The 17,692-nt window shown below is 37.5% G+C and carries 15 protein-coding genes; 7 read left to right on the top strand and 8 right to left on the bottom strand.

What is annotated here, in order from left to right:
- Window positions 1-454: 454 nt before the first annotated feature.
- The gene (locus tag HMPREF0381_RS13890) at window positions 455-1,084 is read left to right on the top strand and encodes a hypothetical protein (RefSeq protein WP_008752650.1); all 630 of its coding nucleotides are present in this window, start codon (window positions 455-457) and stop codon (window positions 1,082-1,084) included.
- A gap of 189 nt (window positions 1,085-1,273) precedes the next feature.
- Here the strand turns inward: HMPREF0381_RS13890 and HMPREF0381_RS13885 are convergent, their stop codons facing one another.
- From HMPREF0381_RS13885 to HMPREF0381_RS13870, 4 genes are all read right to left on the bottom strand, one after another.
- Window positions 1,274-2,191, bottom strand: a complete 918-nt coding sequence (locus tag HMPREF0381_RS13885) for an ISL3 family transposase (RefSeq protein WP_008752649.1) — start codon at window positions 2,189-2,191, stop codon at window positions 1,274-1,276.
- A gap of 171 nt (window positions 2,192-2,362) precedes the next feature.
- Window positions 2,363-2,851 carry a hypothetical protein gene (locus HMPREF0381_RS13880; protein WP_008752648.1) on the bottom strand — a complete coding sequence of 163 codons (489 nt, stop codon included), beginning with the start codon at window positions 2,849-2,851 and terminating at the stop codon, window positions 2,363-2,365.
- Entirely contained in the window at window positions 2,844-3,686 is an 843-nt protein-coding gene (locus tag HMPREF0381_RS13875) for a PucR family transcriptional regulator (RefSeq protein ID WP_008752647.1), read from the bottom strand. Before HMPREF0381_RS13875 ends, HMPREF0381_RS13880 begins: the two co-directional genes overlap by 8 nt.
- Window positions 3,687-3,753: 67 nt before the next feature.
- A complete protein-coding gene (locus HMPREF0381_RS13870) occupies window positions 3,754-4,866 on the bottom strand; it encodes an ABC transporter ATP-binding protein (protein WP_008752646.1) in 1,113 nt (370 codons plus the stop codon).
- Window positions 4,867-5,117: 251 nt separating this feature from the next.
- Between HMPREF0381_RS13870 and HMPREF0381_RS13865 the strand changes: the two genes are divergently transcribed.
- From HMPREF0381_RS13865 to malQ, 5 genes are all read left to right on the top strand, one after another.
- On the top strand, window positions 5,118-6,791 hold the full coding sequence (locus HMPREF0381_RS13865; protein ID WP_008752645.1) for a glycoside hydrolase family 13 protein: 1,674 nt from the start codon (window positions 5,118-5,120) through the stop codon (window positions 6,789-6,791).
- 47 nt (window positions 6,792-6,838) lie between these two features.
- A complete protein-coding gene (locus HMPREF0381_RS13860; protein ID WP_040461566.1) occupies window positions 6,839-8,203 on the top strand; it encodes an ABC transporter substrate-binding protein in 1,365 nt (454 codons plus the stop codon).
- A 296-nt stretch (window positions 8,204-8,499) separates the two neighbouring features.
- Window positions 8,500-9,501 (top strand): carbohydrate ABC transporter permease, encoded by a 1,002-nt coding sequence (locus HMPREF0381_RS13855; protein WP_408610958.1) that lies wholly within the window; start codon window positions 8,500-8,502, stop codon window positions 9,499-9,501.
- Entirely contained in the window at window positions 9,501-10,361 is an 861-nt protein-coding gene (locus tag HMPREF0381_RS13850) for a carbohydrate ABC transporter permease (RefSeq protein ID WP_008752641.1), read from the top strand. Before HMPREF0381_RS13855 ends, HMPREF0381_RS13850 begins: the two co-directional genes overlap by 1 nt.
- A 12-nt stretch (window positions 10,362-10,373) precedes the next feature.
- Window positions 10,374-11,870 carry a 4-alpha-glucanotransferase gene (gene malQ / locus HMPREF0381_RS13845; protein WP_008752640.1) on the top strand — a complete coding sequence of 499 codons (1,497 nt, stop codon included), beginning with the start codon at window positions 10,374-10,376 and terminating at the stop codon, window positions 11,868-11,870.
- Between the two features lie 84 nt (window positions 11,871-11,954).
- Here malQ and HMPREF0381_RS13840 read toward each other — a convergent pair whose 3' ends face one another.
- On the bottom strand, window positions 11,955-13,631 hold the full coding sequence (locus tag HMPREF0381_RS13840) for an alpha-glucosidase (protein WP_008752639.1): 1,677 nt from the start codon (window positions 13,629-13,631) through the stop codon (window positions 11,955-11,957).
- Window positions 13,632-13,890: 259 nt separating this feature from the next.
- On the opposite strand from HMPREF0381_RS13840, the gene HMPREF0381_RS13835 reads away from it, so the two are divergent.
- Window positions 13,891-14,892 (top strand): DNA adenine methylase, encoded by a 1,002-nt coding sequence (locus HMPREF0381_RS13835; RefSeq protein WP_202898762.1) that lies wholly within the window; start codon window positions 13,891-13,893, stop codon window positions 14,890-14,892.
- Window positions 14,893-14,943: 51 nt separating this feature from the next.
- Here the strand turns inward: HMPREF0381_RS13835 and HMPREF0381_RS13830 are convergent, their stop codons facing one another.
- Genes HMPREF0381_RS13830 through HMPREF0381_RS13820 form a run of 3 tightly spaced genes read right to left on the bottom strand, consistent with a single transcriptional unit; the run spans window position 14,944 to window position 17,686 of the window.
- Window positions 14,944-15,639 (bottom strand): TIGR01906 family membrane protein, encoded by a 696-nt coding sequence (locus tag HMPREF0381_RS13830; protein WP_008752637.1) that lies wholly within the window; start codon window positions 15,637-15,639, stop codon window positions 14,944-14,946.
- Window positions 15,639-16,256, bottom strand: coding sequence for a V-type ATP synthase subunit D (locus HMPREF0381_RS13825; protein ID WP_008752636.1), 618 nt, complete (start codon window positions 16,254-16,256; stop codon window positions 15,639-15,641). Before HMPREF0381_RS13825 ends, HMPREF0381_RS13830 begins: the two co-directional genes overlap by 1 nt.
- 2 nt (window positions 16,257-16,258) lie before the next feature.
- Complete coding sequence (locus HMPREF0381_RS13820; protein WP_008752635.1) at window positions 16,259-17,686, bottom strand: V-type ATP synthase subunit B; 1,428 nt, start codon at window positions 17,684-17,686, stop codon at window positions 16,259-16,261.
- Window positions 17,687-17,692 lie beyond the last annotated feature (6 nt).

Genomic DNA, 17,692 nt, shown 5'->3' with positions numbered 1-17,692 from the left:
CCTGAAGACGGGCAAAAAAATATTGACATTTATCATTTTAATTGTTACACTTGTATCATAAGCAGAGAAAAGAAACAATACAATCTTTTTTAAGACATTAAAATTATATATTTATAGAATTATGTAGGGAAAGGAATATGAATAGTATAAATCCTCAAAGGTATAAAAATGGAGATTGGCTAAGTTGTGTAGTATAGAAGAGGTATAATATTATATGGAGGTGTAATTATTAGAGAGAATCTTATAAAAGCAAGTTTTATTATAGGTATTATACTTGTTGTTTTATCACCGACATTAGGTTCAGGGATGGCAGATAATTTTGTGAGAGTATATGGATCTTTTGACGTTAACTATTATGTTATGATGGTTTATAATTTCAGTTCCATGTTAAGATGCATAGGAGGGATTTTGGTGGTTCCTGCATTGTTTGAAAAGTTTTTAAAGAAGATGGAGAATGTATGATGATCAATTTAAAAGAGTTATTAGCATTGTGCTTTGCATAGTGCTTATGGTGACTTTGTTTCCGACAAGTGTTAAAGCTCAGGTGAGTGAAACGTCAGAAATTGTATATGATAGTGTTACTGACACATATACTGAAACGGTACGTATATATTCTTCAGATATTTCAAATGAAGCGCCTGTACCTGATAGCAAGCCTGAATTATTTAAAGGTAGCAGACCCAAGAAATGGATAATATATGATGTTAGGGTAACTAACCCGGAGTGGACAGATTACTCAAAAAAATTGGGAGTGGTAAAGGCAATTAATGGTTCAAGTGTTACAGCATCAGCTACTGCTACTGAATCTGCAATGTATACTTCAGATGTTTCAATTCCAGTATCCCTACTAAATGTGGCTTTAGGATACAAAGTGACCAGAAGCTATTCAATTAGTGGATCAGCTACTGGGAATATACCTAAGGGATATAAATTGGGAGCGGCAAGAGGATATCCAATCTATGAAGTTCGTTCATTTAAGGCAAAGCTTGTTCATTCTATTATACAAGGCACGGTGTATAAAAGGGGGAGTGGAACAACAAAAAAACCTATAGGAATAGAGATTGTGTTCCACTATACAAAATAGATTTTATTACAGTATAATTTGTTGTTATAAAAAAATTAGGTTCTTTGTCAAATGTTGGGGTGGGTTGATTTTTCAGCCCACTTTTTATATTTGAAAATTTTTGTACTTACTATTTTGTCGGGCAGGATATATTTAAAATCTGATAAATATTTTTTTGCACAACAAAAAGACCTCGTCCCCAGTCATTTTTTAAACTGTTGCCATTAAAATTCTATTCCTAAAATATTTAAAGTTACGTACACCATAAGATATTCTTTTAAGTACTTTTATCTTGTTATTAAACCCTTCTGTAGGTCCATTTGATATATGTCGATACTTAAGTGAATTTAAGATGTATTTGTAATTATTTCTGAATGCTGTGATTGCTACATTAAACTCTTTTATACCGGAACTTTCTACCTCAAGCAGCCATTCGTGAAGGAGTACTCGTTGTTTTGAGTATGATTTTTCATCAAGTAGCTTGATAAACAGCTCTTTTATGAAATGTGCTTTCCTTAAGTCTTCTGAATACTCTAACATTAGTCTAAGTGCTGCCTTATTTTCTTCAGACAGAATTGATTCTCTTGTCGTTATGATGTGCCTGCTTCGCTTGTAGTACCTTCTAAGAGTCTTTGACATGTTCTTTTGCACATTCTTTCTTACATTCTCAAGAGCCCAATATACTTGCCTTATAAAGTGGTACCTGTCAGATGAATTGTTAAGAGTACCAAGTACTTTATATACAGTGTGGGTAGAGATATTAGCTCTGATAGATGCATGCTTAATGTTTATCGAGTCATAGAAAGAATGAGCAATAAACTTGGTCAGTCTTTGAGTTCTATGCAGATACCTTGAAACGAAATCATATGATTCATAAAAATGCTTGCCACATCCGGAACAATGATAACGTCTCTTGTTCAAAAATAAAATACATGATTTATTATGAAGAGGAATATCTTTAATTTTTTGCATTCTATAGTCATGTACTTTAGAAGTGTATAGGTTACAGTGTGGGCATAGATGAGGCTTTGTATCAGTGTAAATATAAAATGAAATAGTATGATCATTTATAGATTTAAGCTTGACTTTCGCATCATAAATGCCTAAAATTTTAGCTAGGTCGTTCATATGAACACCTCCTCCAAGTGTAGTTGTTGAGAACTGGGGACTTGGAGGTTTTTTATAGTAATAAAAAATGTTGAGATTGGCAAATGCCAAACCCCAACATTAATTATAGAGCCAAAAGCAACCATCTGATATTACAGACAGTTGCTTTTTTATTTTGTTGTTTTATAAAATTTACATAAAAGCTCTTGGGGAGATACGCTTTAACATATCAAGCATATGCTCATCTGGAGTGATAAAAAGTAGAGTCTTTTCGCCGCTGTTTGGGAAGATAAGGCAATATGAAGAGTTCATATCTCCTGTGGAGCAGTCGATTCGCCTTCCGTCTCTTTGACCGTTCATCTTAGGAGATGAAGTGGGGAAAGCGGTTTCTAAGGTCTTTATATCTATTGTGAGTACATTTTTTCTCTTGGTTTTATTGTAGATGGTATCAACAGTCATATCCGAGTTTAGCAGTGAGTACTCATATTCCACAGAAATCTTCGGATAAACAAAATAGTAGAATACAAAGCAAAGTACAATTACGAGAATCATTGCAAACTGTGTATATATTGTAAGTATAAGCATGCAGACTATTGCAATAATATTGATTGCGGACAGTATCAGTGCAGATGTATCAGGTTTATTCTTCTTTACAAGTAATTCATAAAAAGTATCATTCATTGTTTTTCACCTTTAAAAAATTTGTAATCAATATGGCAACGGCAAACATATTTGCACCTTCAAAGGTCTTTATATCAATACCATATTTCTTTTCGATTTGCTCAATCCTATATACCAAAGTATTTCTATGCATATGCATATATCTGGATGTTTCAGCGATGCTTAGATTGTGACGAAGAAATGTAGTGACAAGTTGCATGCTTTCATCATCTATACTCTCGCCAAAGTGCTTTTTTAAGAATCTCTCACATAAAGACTTCGGAATATTGTAGATAAGTTCGCCTATACCTAAGTCGTTCGGACTGATTATCTTCTTGTCCGAGTAGAAAATCTTGCTGATTGTCAAAGCCTGACTAAGATTGGAATATTCTCTTTGCAAAATACATGCATCACTGAATATATCGGAGTAGGCAATGTAGGCACTTGTCATAGCTTCAGTCTCTATAACATCCAGCAGAGGACGGGCTATATTGTCTTCACCTAAGTAGAGGAAACAAAGATGAGTGAAATCAAGGCTGCAAAGGTATTCGGAACTTCTTCCCGGAAAGAGTGAAGTGATTATCTTTGTAATGTTTTCGTCAATCTTTGTAGGCACATATATAAGGTACAGACGCATCTTGGTATCAGGCTTGATGCCAAGGGACTTACCGGCAACCGTTTGCCCCTTGTTGCCGGTAAGAATATTTTGTAGAAGATTGGAGCCGGAGTATTTTTCCTTGTAGGCGGCAGATATTTTTTTTAAGTTTACAATATCTATTTCAGCTTCATTTTCCACACTTAGCCTTATACCTGTGAGTTTGTATATTTTATTTAATTCATTTTTTATTTCATTCATAGTTATATTATAACTTTAAATAAAATAAAATAAAGGGGGAAAAACTCCCCCTCATATATTCATTTGATTAGTTTGTAATTGTAAGCTCGGTTTCCTTATCAAAGATATGAACCTTTTCCATATCAAGTGCAAACTTGGCATGGTCACCTGTTCTTAAGTTTGTTCTCGGGTTTACTCTTGCAGTCATCTGGAAGCCCTCAACATCAAAGTATAGGAAAACTTCCGCACCTAACAGCTCATAAACCTTGATATCGGACTCGATAACACTGTCAGGTGAGCTGTTGATAAACAGCTGTGAATCATGCATATCTTCAGGACGGATACCAAGTACAACAGTCTTGCCGTTATAAGAACCGTCTTTGAACTTGGCAACCTTTGTTACAGGGAGCTTCAAATTATGTGAACCGACTTTTAAGTACACATCCTCACCTCTGTTCTCAACTACAGCATCCATAAAGTTCATCTGTGGTGAACCGATAAATCCGGCAACAAAGAGGTTCTTAGGAGCATTGTAAAGATTCTCAGGAGAATCCACCTGCTGTACAATACCGTCTTTCATAACAACGATTCTTGTACCGAGTGTCATAGCCTCTGTCTGATCATGTGTAACATAGATGATTGTTGCACCAAGTCTTTGATGAAGCTTTGAAATCTCAATACGCATCTGTACTCTCAGCTTTGCATCAAGGTTTGAAAGAGGTTCGTCCATAAGGAATACCTTAGGGTTACGAACTATGGCACGACCCATTGCAACTCTCTGTCTTTGACCGCCTGATAAAGCCTTCGGCTTTCTGTCAAGCAGTTTCTCAAGGTCAAGGATTCTTGCAGCTTCACGAACAAGCTTATCTATCTCATCTTTCGGTCTCTTACGAAGCTTAAGACCGAATGCCATATTGTCATATACCGACATATGCGGATATAGAGCATAGTTCTGGAAAACCATGGCGATATCTCTGTCCTTAGGTTCCACATCATTCATTACCTTGCCGTCAATCTCAAGTGTACCGCCTGAGATGTCCTCAAGACCTGCAATCATACGAAGTGTTGTAGATTTTCCACAACCTGAAGGTCCTACAAAGATGATGAATTCTTTGTCTGCAATCTCCAAGTTGAAGTCCTGAACAGCCTTAAAGCCGTTCGGGTAAATTTTTTCAATGTTCTTTAATGATAAACTTGCCATTTTTCCTCCTAAAATGTGTACGAAAATTTATACCCTGATTATATAAAATAAATTCTTAGTATTCAATCACATATATCACCAAAAATAACAGCCTGATTTCGTTAAAATAACGAAGTGGAAAAGTTGTTTTATATATGATTTACATAAAATTTTCATTGTGGTATTCTAAGGAAAAGATATCGACCGTAAAAAACTTAATATTTATAAAGGAAGTATACGATAGGTGTAAATAATATAAACGAGGTAAAAATATGAAGAAGGTGTGGTGGAAGGAAGCGATAGTTTATCAGATTTATCCCAGAAGTTTTTGTGACAGCAACGGAGACGGAATAGGTGATTTGAACGGTATTACAAGTAAACTTGACTATCTGAAGGAGCTTGGTATAGATGTGATATGGTTATCTCCTGTATACAAGTCACCAAATGATGACAACGGCTATGATATCAGTGACTATGAAGCTATTATGACCGAGTTCGGTACTATGGATGATTTTGATAAGATGCTCTCTGAGGCACACAAAAGAGGTATCAAGATAGTGATGGACCTTGTAGTCAATCATACCTCGGATGAGCATCCATGGTTTGTGGAGAGCAGAAGTTCTAAGGACAATCTGAAGAGAGATTACTATATTTGGAAAGAAGGTAAAAACGGCAAGGAGCCTAATAACTGGGGTTCCGCATTCTCAGGTCCTGCATGGAAGTATGATGAGAAAACAGATATGTATTATCTGCATCTTTTTTCTGTAAAGCAGCCTGATCTTAACTGGGAAAATCAAAAGGTAAGAAAAGAAGTCTTTGATATGATGACGAGATGGTGCAAGAAGGGCATTGACGGCTTCAGAATGGATGTTATCAGTCTTATTTCAAAGCCTGAAGGTTTTCCTGATGCTAAGGTTGTAGGACTCTATGGGGATATGAATATCTGTGCCAACGGACCGAAGGTGCATGACTATCTGAAAGAGATGAATCAGAAGGTGCTTTCAAAGTTTGATATTATGACTGTAGGTGAAACCGCCGGTGTTACGCTTGACGAGGCAAAGAGATATGCAAACAGTGAGGGCAGTGAGCTTAATATGGTATTCCAGTTTGAGCATATGAATCTTGACAGTGGAGAGAAGTTCAAATGGTCTACAAAGCATATCCCTTTAGTGCCGCTGAAAGAAAACCTTACAAAGTGGCAGCTCGGTCTTGATGATGTGGCATGGAACAGCTTATATTTTTGTAATCATGATCAACCGAGAATTGTTTCAAGACTTGGTGATGACAGTGATGAGTTTAGAGAGCTTTCTGCAAAATGTATTGCCACCTGTTTACATATGATGCAGGGAACGCCTTATGTATATCAGGGTGAGGAGCTTGGTATGACAAATACAGTATTCAACTCTGTAGATGACTTCAGAGATCTTGAGTCTGTTAATGCATACAGAGAACTTATAGAGAGCGGTCTGTACACTAAGGAGGATATGTTCCCTAAGATCGCCCATAAGAGCAGAGACAATGCAAGAACTCCTATGCCTTGGGATACAAGTGAGAATGCAGGTTTTACTACAGGTACACCTTGGCTTGCTCTCAATCCGAACTATAATAAGATAAATGTGGCTGACCAGTTAAAGAGAGAGGATTCCGTATTCCATTACTATCAAAAGTTGATTAAACTTAGAAAAGAGTATGAGATTATAGTATATGGTAAGTATGAACTTTTACTTCCTGATGATGAGCATATTTTTGCATATGTAAGAACACTTGGAAATCAGAAGCTCTTGGTTGTATGTAATTTCAGTAAGACTGAACAAAAGTTTGACTTTAGCGGCTATGAAAATGCCAAGGTTCTCATATCAAATTATGATGGAAATATTAGTGAAAAGGCTACATTAAAACCGTATTCAGCAATCGCTTTATTACTTGATGATGCACAAAAAATGTGATAATATATTAACCAATAGTATTAAGATACTCAATGGAGGAGAATAAAATGAAAAAGAGATTCTTGAGTGTTGCAGCAGGTATTTTAGCTGTATCCGCCATATTGGCAGGATGCGGTTCAGGTGCTACAACTAATGAAACAAGTGCAAGCGGTGCAGATACTCAAAGCAGTGCGGCAGAGACTAAGGCAGGTGAGTCTAAGGCTGACAGTAAAGCCGGTGAAGGAGCACTCAGACTTGTCAACGGTAAGATTGAGATTGATTCACAGTTAAAGAAGGTGGCTGAGAAGTACAAAGAAAAGACAGGTCAGGAAGTGGTTATCGAGTCTTTAGGCGGCGGTGTTGATATTCAGGGACAGCTAAAGAGTTATAAGGCTGCCGACAATATGCCTGATATCTTCGTTATCGGCGGTGACGGTGACTATGCAAACTGGACAGATTCTGTTGCCGACCTTAGTGACAGTGAATTTGCAAAGAATACAGATTTTGCATATAAAGATAAGACTTCCGGTAAGGTGGTCGGTTTCCCGTATGCGGTAGAAGGCTACGGTATAACATATAACGCGGATATCCTTGAGAAGGCGGGTATCGACCCTGCATCACTTAAAAACTATGATGCATTTAAGGCGGCTTTTGAGAAGCTTGACAGTATGAAAAGTGAGCTTGGTCTTCAGGCGGTGGCATCTGTAGCTGCCGAGTCGGGACAGATGTACTGGTCAACAGGCAACCACTTATTCGGTTACTATTATACAGGCGGTCTTGACAGAGGTGACAATAAGTACTTTGATATGGCTATGAAGGGTGAGTTCGACGATCAAAGACTTGGTGAGTTTGCAGATATGACAGCTTTACTTTTCAAGTATGCGGATCCGCAGGTACTTATCTCAGGAACATATGATGATCAGCTTGCACTTTGGGCACAGGGTAAAACAGCATTTATTACACAGGGTAACTGGATTGATCCTTCACTTCCTACATACAATGTAACCTTTAAGGCGGGCCTTTTACCTCTTGCATTTACAAAGGCGGATATGACAAAGATACTTGCAGACTGCCCGTCATGGTGGTGTGTATATAAGGACGGCAAGAATGTGGATGCCGCTAAGAAGTTCCTTGACTATTTAGCTACAGATCCTGATGCACAGGAGATTCTTGTAAAAGAAGCAGGTATGATTTCACCATATAAGACAAGTACAGTTGAGCCTGAGACACCGCTTGCAGTAAGCTTAAAGAAATATGTTGATGCAGGTAACACATCTTCATGGGCTTGGTCAAATATGCCTGAGGGTATTGCACAGAATAAACTTGGTCTTATCTTTGAGTCTTTTGCAAAGGGTGATATGACAAATGATCAGTTTGTTCAAATGATGAAGACTACAATTGCCGATTATGTTGCAGCAAATAAAAAGCAATAAATGATAATCTTTTTAAAAAATAATAATCTTTAAAAATGCTTCGCAAATTTTAGAACAGCTAAGCCTTTAAGTATAAAGAGTGCATGAGATTAGCTGTGGAAAGTTAATATATATTGCCAAGGCATTTGGATGCTTTGCGGTATTTATCGCAAAAAACAGATTTTCTGTTTTCAAGAACTTAGGATGGCGACTTTTTAAAGTCGCCATTTTTTTATAGATATATCTTTATGCCTTAGAGGCATTTGAAAGGAGCAAACTTGAATACAAAAAATGCAAAGACATTACCACTTATCTGGATGGTGGTAGGAGCAGTATTGACGATTTATGCATTAATTTTGGACTTGATGAAAGCCACAGGAGAGCTGCGAGGCTATATGTTGATATTTGGTGTAGTTTTATTGATATTCGGTATATTTAAAATGCCAAACAAAAAGCATACCAAAATAGTAAACATGGTTTTCCTGTTTCCGATGATATTTACTTTTGCAGTTACGGTTATTATCCCTTTTATTTTGGGTATTATATATTCATTTACAGACTGGAACGGTATACAGGTTACCAAGTTCGTCGGATTGGGCAATTATATTACTATGTTCAAGCAGTCGGATTATGTTTATTCATTTGTAATTACAGTAATCTATACAGTTATAAATATGATTTTGGTGAATATAGTCGGGTTTGCCTTGGCACTTGTATGTTCATCAAAGATTAAAGGAACATCATTTTTCCGTTCAGCATACTTTTTGCCGAACCTGATCGGCGGTCTTGTACTCGGTTATGTATGGCAGTTTATATTCAATAAGGTATTTACTACTGTATTTGCAGGTTCGGTATCAATGCTGACAAATGCAAATCTTGCACTTCTTGCAATCCTTATAGTCAATACATGGCAGTATGCCGGCTACATAATGCTTATTTATCTTACAGGTCTTCAGACTGTACCCAAGGATGTACTTGAGGCTGCCGGAGTGGACGGCGCTTCTGCAATCACAACACTCTTTAGGATAAAGATGCCTATGATTGCAAATACTTTTACAGTATGTATATTCCTTACATTGGTCAATTCATTCAAGCAGTTTGATCTTAACCTCGCTATAACAAACGGTGCTCCAAGCCGTATCATGGGAGCGGATATTATACAGTCTACAGAGCTTTTAGCATTGAATATCTATAATACAGCTATCAGAAAGAATAATTATGCACTCGGTCAGACCAAGGCGGTTGTATTCTTTATAATACTTGCAGTAGTATCGCTTACACAGGTTGCAATCAGCAAAAAGAAGGAGGTGGAGTTATAATGAGAGCACAAAAGATTAGAAATGTGATTGGGACCGTTGTCGGCTTTATCATTGCATTCTTTATACTATGTCCGTTTTTCCTTGTGGTAATCAACTCTGCAAAGACCAGTGCGGATATAGTAATCAGTCCTATCACTCTGCCTAAGAACTGGGGTCAGATGTTTGCAAACTTTAAGGGTGTTATAAATAATGACAACTTCAGCTATTGGAGTTCATTTAGAAGTTCTGTGATAATTACAGTTGTTTCATTGATACTTCTGACATTATTTTCATCTATGGCGGCATGGGTACTCAGCCGTCATCATAAAGAGGGTTGGTCAAATATTATCTTTATGATGTTTGTAGCCGCTATGGTTATTCCTTTTCAGGTTGTTATGCTTCCTATACTTACAGTTTTCAAGAATATAGGAAACTTTACAGGTATACAGATGCTCTCAAGCTACAAGGGGGTTGTATTTGCCTACTTAGGTTTTGGCGGTTCTATGTCAATCTTTGTATTGCATGGCTTTATAAAGGGTATTCCTAAGGAACTTGAAGAGGCTGCATGGATTGACGGCTGTTCTCCTGAGGGTACTTTCTTCAGGATTATAATGCCTTTACTTCGTCCTGTGCAGATGACGGTACTTATCTTGAACGGTCTTTGGATTTGGAATGACTATTTGTTGCCGTCTATTATGCTTGGACTTAACGGTAAGATTAAGACATTGCCTATTGCGGTAAGCAGTTTTGTAGGTTCTTATGTTAAACAGTGGGATTTGATTCTTAGTGCCGCCTTCCTTGCTATGATTCCTATTGTTATTTTGTTCCTGATTGCACAAAAGCAGATTATACAGGGAATGGTAGACGGAGCTATCAAATAAAAGGAGGTAATTATGAGAAGAAGCGGAATTTTATTACATGTAAGCAGCCTTCCGGGCAGATATGGCATAGGAAGTTTCGGAAGAGAGGCGTATCGCTTTGTAGATAAGTTAAAAAAGGCAAAGCAGTCATATTGGCAGATTCTGCCGCTGGGTCCGACAAGCTACGGGGATTCACCTTATCAATCATTTTCAACATTTGCAGGCAATCCATATTTTATAGATTTATATGAGCTTATAGAAGAAGGACTTTTGACAAAGAAAGAATGTGATAGTGTAGACTTTGGTAATAATCCGAAAAAGGTTGACTATAAAAAATTATATGAGGGCAGATTTGAACTTTTGCATAAGGCATATGAGAGGGCCAAAGTCTATGAGGATGAAGCTTTTCAAGATTTTGTTTATGAAAACTCCAAGTGGATTTGGGATTATGCGCTCTTTATGTCACTTAAGGACTATTTTAACGGTGAGCCTTTCAGTGCATGGCCGAAGGATATAAGAGACAGATATGACTATTCTATAAACTACTACAGAGAGAAGCTTTACTTTGATATTGAGTTCTATCAGTTCTTACAGTACAAGTTTGATGTGCAGTGGAAGAAGTTAAAGGCATATGCTAATGAGAACGGTGTTGAGATAATCGGTGATATTCCGATATATGTTGCCATGGACAGTGCAGATACATGGGCACATCCTGAACTTTTTCAGATAGGGGAAGAAGGCAAGGCAACTGCGGTGGCAGGATGTCCGCCTGACGGTTTTGCTCCTGACGGACAGCTTTGGGGAAATCCTCTTTATAATTGGGAATATCACAGGAATACAGGTTTTAAATGGTGGATAAAGAGATTAAAGAAGAACTTTGAATGGTATGATGTTATCCGCATTGATCACTTTAGAGGTTTTGATGAGTACTATTCTATCCCGGCTAAAGATGAGACTGCATCGGGCGGTCATTGGGAGAAGGGACCGGGAATTGAACTTTTCAACAGGATTAAGGAGTGTTTGGGTGATTGCAGGTTGATTGCCGAGGATCTCGGGTATGTTACAGACAGTGTGCGTAAGCTGGTAAATGACAGTGGATATCCGGGGATGAAGGTACTTGAGTTTGCCTTTGATTCAAGAGATACCGGAAATGCAAATGATTATCTGCCACATAATTATACAAGGAACAGTGTGGTCTATACCGGAACTCATGACAATGAGACTGTGATGGGCTGGCTAAATGATATAACAGAAAAGGAGTATGATAAGGTACTTGAATACTTCAACTTAAAGAAGGGGATAAAGCATATCGAGGTTTGTGATGCTTTAGTCAGAGGTGCAATAGGCAGTGTTTCAGATACCTGTATTATCCCTATACAGGACTATTTACACTATGATCACAACTACAGAATGAACACACCGTCCACTATCGGCAAGAACTGGATGTTCAGGCTCACCGATAAGGAAATGAGTGAGGATGTTTGGAAAAAGATAAAATATCTTACCGAACTATATGGAAGAGCAAGATAAAGTATAGTATTTTATAAAAAAAGCCGCAGTAAACGGTATACAGTTTACTGCGGCTTTTATCAAGTGCAGATAACAGCCAAGTTTTTATATTTCAATCACCAGTGCCTGATATCCTTCAAGTTTTATTTCGGTATCTGAAACAAATTCTACATTTTTTACATTATTTAGAACTACTTTCTTGCACTTTGAGGGTAGCTTTACAATCTGTGGTTTTGTTTGGAAGTTACCAAGTACAAGTAATGTCTGATTATCACCGACTCTCTTAAAAGCCATCAGCCTTTCCACCTCAGGAAGATAAGGCACTGTCTTACCGTATACTACAGTTTCAGCATACTCAGGATTTTTTCTGAGAGCAGTGAGTTTTTTATAGTAGGAGAGCAGTGAGTCAGGATCATTTATCTGTGATGCAACATTGATTCTCTTATAGTCGGGACTTACCATAAGCCATGGCTTGCCGGTGGAAAAGCCTGCATTTTCACTTGTATCCCACTGGAAAGGTGTACGGCTGTTATCACGGCTGTACTTCTTTACTGCCGCAAATGCTTCATCAGGAGAAAGTCCGGCATTGATTGCGACCTTGTACTGGTCACGGGTAGAGATATCATCTATTTGATCCATGGATGTAAAGTTTACATTCTCCATACCTATTTCCTGACCTTGGTAGATAAACGGAAGACCACGCAGCATAAACTGCATAGTACCGAGGAACTTCTTAGCAGTTTCACTTAGATCTTCTGAAGGAATATAGTGACTTACACCTCTTGGTTCATCATGATTTTCTATAATGGTAGAGATCATACCTATATCTCCAACCCTTTGTTGAGTCTCAAAGCAGCATCTCTTGTAGTCATCAGGAGTGATAGGAGAGCAGTCATACCAACCGTTCTTACTCTTTCCGAATATAGTTTCATTAAAGTCAAACATACTTGAAAAATAGCCGTTCTCACCTATGAAAAGTGGAATATCTTCTTCACGTTCATCAAATACTTCACCTACTGTGAAAGCATCATGTTTTGCAAAGGTCTCATTTTTCAGCTCTGTCAGGAATTCACCTACACCGACAGCATCCTTAAGCATCTTCTGCGGTTGTACAAAACCGTCCTCTCTGTCAGGTGTGTAGCAATAATCAATTATCGGGAGGGCCTTCTTTATATTGATAATGGCATCTATTCTAAAGCCTGCAAGACCCTTGTCAAACCACCAGTTAATCATCTTGTATATTTCTTTACGAACCTTTTCATTCTCCCAGTTTAAATCAGGTTGCTTTTTGTGGAAGAGATGAAGATAGTACTTGTCGGTTCCAGGTATCTTCTCCCATGCACTGCCTCCAAAGTATGAACGCCAATTGTTCGGCTCCTTACCGTCTTTACCCTCCTCAATATAGAAGTATTTGCCGTATTCACCGTCAGGATTAGCCATTGCTTTTTTGAACCACTCATGTTCATCTGAACAGTGATTTACCACAAGATCCATAAGGATGTACATACCTCTTTTTTTGGCTTCTGCCAAAAGATCATCCATATCATCCATATTTCCAAAAACCGGGTCTATATTGTAGTAGTCTGAAATATCATAGCCCTGATCTGCAAAAGGAGTGCAATAGCAGGGTGAAATCCATATGATATCTATTCCAAGTTCCTTCAGGTAGTCAAGCTTTTGGGTGATACCTTTAAGATCGCCGATACCGCTGCCTGTAGTATCATTAAAACTTTTTGGATATATCTGATAAGCAACTTTACCATGCCACCATTTTTTTGTCATACAAAACCTCCTAAGAAAATAAACTTTCTTTCAGAAACATAATTTATCACAATATATAAAATTATGCAAATAGACATAAAGTCTTTTGCTTGGTATGGAGAATAAAAATAATGTAAATATATGTAATAAATCCTACTTTTATACCTTAAGCATAGAGTATTATTTATAAAAATAGTATAATAAGCTGACAAGTTAAAAGTAACAGCTGACAGTATAAACATATAATAGAAAATATTTCTTGATGAAAGGAAAGGCGGTAATGAATTATATTGGGTCAAAGCAATCATTATTGGATTTTTTGGAAACAACTATAGAAGAATTTACAGGATATAAGGAAGGTGACAGTTTTGTCTTTGGAGATTTGTTTGCGGGAACCGGAGTTGTAGGGCAAAGATATAAGGAGAAAGGACATAGTGTAATATCAAATGATATCCAATACTATAGCTATGTTTTAAATAAACATTATATTGAAAATATACCGGAGTTGGATGACAGCTTACTTGAATATTTCAACAATCTTAATCCTGTTAAGGGCTTTATTTATAATAACTACTGTGAAGGTTCAGGTTCAGGGAGAAATTATTTTACAAATGAAAACGGAATGAAATGTGATGCTGTCAGAATTGAGTTGGAAAGACTGTATAGAGCAGGTGAAATAAATGATAATCTATATTTTTATTATCTGGCAAGTTTGATTAACTCAATAGATAAATATGCAAATACAGCATCGGTTTACGGTGCTTTCCTTAAACATATAAAAAAGCCGGCACAAAAAGAATTTATACTTGAGCTTTTACCTGTAGGCAACGGTAATATCGGAAAGGTCTACAATGAAGATATTAATGAATTGATAAAGAAAGTCGGCGGAGATGTATTATATATAGACCCTCCATATAATAACAGGCAGTACTGTTCCAATTATCATGTTTTGGAGACCATTGCCAAATATGATACACCGAAATTGAGAGGTGTTACCGGACTGAGAGATGAGACATATCAAAAAAGTAAATATTGCTCAAAACGTACCGTAATAGATATATTTGAAGATTTGATAAAGAATGCCGATTTTAAATATATCATTTTAAGCTATAACAATGAAGGACTTATGGATCTTAAAACAATTAAAGATATAATGTCAAAATACGGTGAATATGATTTTTTTACTAAGGAATATAGGCGTTTTAAAGCGGATAGAGATGAAAACAGAACGATTGCAGCTGATATAACTACGGAATATTTGCATTGTTTAAGGAAAATATAGATATAAAAAGCGATATCAAACTTTAAGATATCGCTTTTTGCTTATAAAGATTTAAGAAATTATTTTGAAGCTTTTCTTTATCACTATGCCGCATCCGACCAAAAATATAATGTATGAAGAAAATATTATCACTATTCTCTTTGTCATATCCACAAAGAAGCCTTCAGGTACAATATTTATCAGATTGTCTGTAGCCGGATTAAGCATCCACAAATCATTGTTAAAAAGCACGTGATGGAAGAGAATAAAATATTTCTCAAAGTCACCTGAAATAATAAATATAAGCATACCGGTTACAGCAAGTGAAATTAAAGTGCCATATAATAATACATTTGAAATAAATCTTGATGTACTGCCCTTAAGAAGTTTTGCCGATATAATACAGATTATACTTACAACAATCAGTAGATTCCTAAGATGAACGGCACCTATAAAAAGACCTCGCACATCCTTCATATGTGCAACTTCTCTCTCATTAAAGAAGGGAGTACCCGGAACATCTTTTATAGTAGCTTCTACATCAGTAAGAGTGTCTTTATTGCCGTTCAGATAGTGCATCATATTCACAGTGACATTCATAAGGTCAGGCATTGATATGCCGACAAAGCGGGTCACCGCATATTTATTATACTCTTTTTCATAGAATGAAAAGTCGGAGTATGCAGCGGCTTCGATTGAGGTAATCAGTGCAATAAACATCAGTGAAAAGCTTAAGATAATACCTAATAATAAACGAAGCGGTTTCATCAAGCTTCCTTCCAAGATTTTATTACCTTCAGTCTTGTGAACTCCTCACGATCCTTTTCCTCAAGTGCATTTGTAATATTCTTTACAAGTGAATCATAAGTGGGGATAGTGATATTCTTTAATGCATTGGCTCTTTTTTGAGTCTTTTTGATATTGCTTGCAAGTCTATATGCCGAATTTTCAATCATAGAGAGTTTGACAGTAAGTCTTTTGACCTCATTGAACCTGTCTCTGGCCTTGTCAAGTGATTCTCTGGTAGAATAATAAGCATAAGTAGGAGTAATAGGTTTATCATCATACCTTACAAGAGGTATTTCGGTACCCATTACCGATCTGGTCTTTATCTGTATGCTGTCTTCAATAGGAACGGAACCGGCTATATCAGACACGAAGTCAATGCCCAATTCGATATTTACATACATCAGTGCCTTATATGCGGCACTGAAAGTTGTGTCTATTTGTTTCTGGATTTCTTTAGCCTCATCAATAAGTCCCATAAGCTCACGGATAAGAATATTTCTTTTCTTATCCATCAAGCCGTAGCCTTGTCTTGCAAGTGCCAGAGAATTCTTTGAGGCTATCAAATTACCCTTGGTCGGGAATGTATTAATATTCATAATTAATCCTCTACTGTAGCAGGAACTATATCTCCGTTTGCATCAAGCATGGTCGGTTTATAATACTTGTCCAATATCTTTGTATCTATTCTGTCAAGCTCGCCCTTAGGCATAAGCCCAAGCAGATTCCAACCGATATCAAGTGTTTCAAAGATGGTTCTGTTATCATTGACTGACTGTCCGATAAACATCTGCTCAAAGGCTCTACCGAATACCAGATATTTCTTATCTGTATCTGAAAGCTCATCCTCACCGATGACAGATGCAAGAGCTCTGGCATCACCCACTTTAGAGTAGGAAGAGAAGAGCTGGTTTGCAACATCCTGATGGTCGGCTCTTGTAAAGCCTTCACCGATACCGTCCTTCATAAGTCTTGAAAGTGAAGGCAGTACGGAGATAGGAGGATAGATTGACTGACCGTTTAAGTCTCTGTCAAGAACTATCTGCCCCTCTGTAATATAACCTGTAAGGTCGGGAATCGGGTGAGTGATATCATCATTCGGCATAGTAAGTATAGGAATTTGTGTAACCGAACCGTTTACACCGCTTACAATGCCGGCTCTTTCATATATTGTGGCAAGCTCCGAGTACAGATATCCCGGGAAACCTTTTCTTGAAGGAATCTCGCCCTTAGAAGATGAAACTTCACGCATTGCCTCTGCAAATGAAGTCATATCTGTAAGGATTACAAGGATATGCATCCCCTTCTCAAAAGCAAGATACTCGGCAACGGTAAGTGCCACTTTTGGAGTTATAAGTCTTTCTACAACAGGGTCGTTTGCAAGATTGATGAAAGTGATAACATGGTCACTGACACCGCTCTCCGCAAAGGTTCTCTGGAAGAAATCCGCAACATCATGCTTTACACCCATAGCGGCAAATACCACTGCAAATTTCTCATCATCATTGTCGCTGTCACCAAGTGAAGACTGACGTACAAGCTGTGCCGCCAGCTCATCATGTGGAAGACCGTTTCCTGAGAAGATAGGGAGTTTTTGACCTCTGATAAGAGTCATAAGTCCGTCAATTGCAGAGATACCGGTTCTTATATAGTTTCTCGGGTACTCTCTTGTAACGGGATTTAAAGGCTTACCGTTTACATCAAGTGTTTTTTCAGCCTCTACATGGCCGAGACCGTCTATAGGCTCACCTATACCGTTGAATGTCCTGCCGAACATTGCCTCTGAAACTCCTATTTCCATAGGTTTTCCTGTAAGTTTTGTATGTGTATTTCTAAGCGCCATACGGTCGGTTCCTTCAAAAACCTGTATGACGGCCTTATCATCATTTATCTCTATAATTCTGCCAAGACGTTTCTCCTTACCATCTACGGTCATCTCTACAATCTCATCATAGGCAGCACCCTTGACACCCTCAAGAACTACCAGCGGTCCGTTTATGGAGCTAAGTCCAAGGTATTCTATTGACATTTTTTT

It is taken from the genome of Lachnoanaerobaculum saburreum DSM 3986, from assembly GCF_000185385.1.
GTDB classification, from domain to species: Bacteria; Bacillota; Clostridia; order Lachnospirales; family Lachnospiraceae; genus Lachnoanaerobaculum; species Lachnoanaerobaculum saburreum.
The sequence above is the reverse complement of the archived record's forward strand: the minus strand, read 5'-3'. Positions and strand labels throughout refer to the sequence as shown.

Coding starts and splice junctions, on each gene's coding strand:
- malQ (WP_008752640.1), top strand. CDS start 10,374: ATGAGAAGAAGCGGAATTTTATTACATGTAAGCAGCCTTCCGGGCAGA.
- HMPREF0381_RS13825 (WP_008752636.1), bottom strand. CDS start 16,256: ATGAATATTAATACATTCCCGACCAAGGGTAATTTGATAGCCTCAAAG.
- HMPREF0381_RS13885 (WP_008752649.1), bottom strand. CDS start 2,191: ATGAACGACCTAGCTAAAATTTTAGGCATTTATGATGCGAAAGTCAAG.
- HMPREF0381_RS13850 (WP_008752641.1), top strand. CDS start 9,501: ATGAGAGCACAAAAGATTAGAAATGTGATTGGGACCGTTGTCGGCTTT.
- HMPREF0381_RS13830 (WP_008752637.1), bottom strand. CDS start 15,639: ATGAAACCGCTTCGTTTATTATTAGGTATTATCTTAAGCTTTTCACTG.
- HMPREF0381_RS13880 (WP_008752648.1), bottom strand. CDS start 2,851: ATGAATGATACTTTTTATGAATTACTTGTAAAGAAGAATAAACCTGAT.
- HMPREF0381_RS13870 (WP_008752646.1), bottom strand. CDS start 4,866: ATGGCAAGTTTATCATTAAAGAACATTGAAAAAATTTACCCGAACGGC.
- HMPREF0381_RS13820 (WP_008752635.1), bottom strand. CDS start 17,686: ATGTCAATAGAATACCTTGGACTTAGCTCCATAAACGGACCGCTGGTA.
- HMPREF0381_RS13875 (WP_008752647.1), bottom strand. CDS start 3,686: ATGAATGAAATAAAAAATGAATTAAATAAAATATACAAACTCACAGGT.
- HMPREF0381_RS13840 (WP_008752639.1), bottom strand. CDS start 13,631: ATGACAAAAAAATGGTGGCATGGTAAAGTTGCTTATCAGATATATCCA.
- HMPREF0381_RS13865 (WP_008752645.1), top strand. CDS start 5,118: ATGAAGAAGGTGTGGTGGAAGGAAGCGATAGTTTATCAGATTTATCCC.
- HMPREF0381_RS13890 (WP_008752650.1), top strand. CDS start 455: ATGTATGATGATCAATTTAAAAGAGTTATTAGCATTGTGCTTTGCATA.
- HMPREF0381_RS13860 (WP_040461566.1), top strand. CDS start 6,839: ATGAAAAAGAGATTCTTGAGTGTTGCAGCAGGTATTTTAGCTGTATCC.
- HMPREF0381_RS13855 (WP_408610958.1), top strand. CDS start 8,500: ATGGTGGTAGGAGCAGTATTGACGATTTATGCATTAATTTTGGACTTG.
- HMPREF0381_RS13835 (WP_202898762.1), top strand. CDS start 13,891: ATGAATTATATTGGGTCAAAGCAATCATTATTGGATTTTTTGGAAACA.